2 protein-coding genes are annotated in these 1794 nt (G+C 66.5%); one reads left to right on the forward strand and one right to left on the reverse strand.

The genetic code is table 11. The features are described 5' to 3' along the window. On the reverse strand, positions 1-325 hold a 325-nt coding region (locus AC5RUJ_RS15695; RefSeq protein ID WP_494156180.1), incomplete at its 3' end, for a RidA family protein. Positions 326-489: 164 nt separating this feature from the next. Between AC5RUJ_RS15695 and AC5RUJ_RS15700 the strand changes: the two genes are divergently transcribed. Continuing rightward, positions 490-1737 carry a pyridoxal phosphate-dependent aminotransferase gene (locus AC5RUJ_RS15700; RefSeq protein WP_494000797.1) on the forward strand — a complete coding sequence of 416 codons (1248 nt, stop codon included), beginning with the start codon at positions 490-492 and terminating at the stop codon, positions 1735-1737. The last annotated feature ends 57 nt before the right edge of the window (positions 1738-1794 follow it).

Below are 1794 nucleotides of genomic sequence, written 5' to 3' on the forward strand. Positions count from 1 at the left end.
GCAGGACGGTGATTGCCGTCGGCACCGGCCCCCACACCTCCGCGGCCGCGGCGTACCCCGCGTTCGCGTCCTGCCCGGCAGCGAGGTAGATGTTCAGCTTGGCCACGTCCTGCTGCGTCGCGCCGGCCTCCTCGAGGACCGCGAGCACGTTGCGCATCGCCTGCCTGGTCTGGCCGGCAAGATCGTCACTGACCATCTCGCCGTCCGCGTTGATCCCGTTCTGGCCGCCGACGATCAGCAGCCGGCCCGGGCCGTCCACGAGCACGCCTTGGGAAAAGGCCGGACTGCGGAACATGCCCGCTGGATTGATGTGCGTGAGAGCCATTGGCTTTCCTCCGTTTTTCCGGTTCGGGGCGCACGGCACCGGCACCGCGTGCCGGTGCCGCTATGGGAGCGTAACCACGGTAGGCCGATGCAGCTCTGGGCACCAGACCCGCGCAGTGGTGAAGCCCACATGAACGCCCGATGCACTCTGTGAAAAAATAGGGCATGCGTCCCATGCAACATTCCAGCAAACTCCAGAACGTCCGGTACGAACTTCGCGGCCCGATTTTGCACGCGGCCAAGAAGATGGAGGCGGAGGGCCACCGCATCCTGCGGATGAACCTCGGCGATCCGGCACCGTTCGGGTTGGAGGCGCCGGAGTCGATTGTGGTGGACATGATCCACCACCTGCGCGGCGCCCAAGGCTACAGCGATTCGAAGGGCATCTTTTCCGCCCGCACGGCCATTTCGCAGTACTACCAGACCAAGGGCCTGATGCAGATCGGCGTTGAGGACATCTTCATCGGCAACGGGGTGTCCGAGCTGATCTCCATGACGCTGCAAGCGTTCCTCGAAAACGGCGACGAGGTGCTGATCCCCGCGCCCGACTACCCCCTGTGGACCGCGTCGGTCACCCTCTCCGGCGGCAAGGCCGTGCACTACCTCTGCGACGAGGACAACCACTGGTGGCCGGACATGGCGGACGTCGAAGCCAAAATCACCGACCGGACACGGGCGATCGTGCTGATCAACCCGAACAACCCCACCGGCGCCGTCTACCCGCGGCACGTGCTGGAACAGTTCGCGGCCCTGGCTCGCAAGCACGATCTGGTGCTGTTCTCGGACGAAATTTACGAGAAGATCACCTACGACGGCGCCGTGCACGTCCACACCGCCTCGGTGGCCCCGGACCTGCCGGTGCTGACGTTCAGCGGGCTCTCCAAGGCGTACCGGATGCCCGGCTACCGCGCCGGCTGGGTGGCCATCAGCGGGCCGCGCGCCGAGACCGCGGCCTACCGCGAATCACTGGAACTGCTGGCCTCGCTCCGGCTGTGCTCGAACGTCCCGGCGCAGCACGCCATCCAGACCTCGCTGGGCGGCTACCAGTCCATCGGGGACCTGGTGAAGCCCGGGGGCCGGCTGCACGAACAGCGCGACTTGGCCTGCCGGCTGCTCAACCAGATCCCGGGCGTTAGCTGTGTGCCCGCGGCCGGGGCGATGTACCTGTTCCCCAAGCTGGATCCTGCCGTGTATCCGTTCGAGGACGACGAAAAGTTTGTCCTGGACCTGCTTGAGGAGGAGAAAATCCTGGTTTCGCACGGCAGCGCCTTCCACTGGCCCACGCCGGATCACTTCCGGTTCGTGATCCTGCCGTCGGTGGAGGATATCGAGGAGGCGGTCCGCAGGATTTCCTCCTTCCTGGCCATCCACCGGAAGAAGACGGCCGACGCCGCTGCTGCCGCCGCCGTCTAAAGCCCGGCTGGTCCGCCCGGCACGGCGGCAAGGCCCCGCGACGCAAGCCGCCGGACC

This window comes from Arthrobacter sp. Y3223164 (assembly GCF_059091005.1).

Coding starts and splice junctions, on each gene's coding strand:
- AC5RUJ_RS15700 (WP_494000797.1), top strand. CDS start 490: ATGCGTCCCATGCAACATTCCAGCAAACTCCAGAACGTCCGGTACGAA.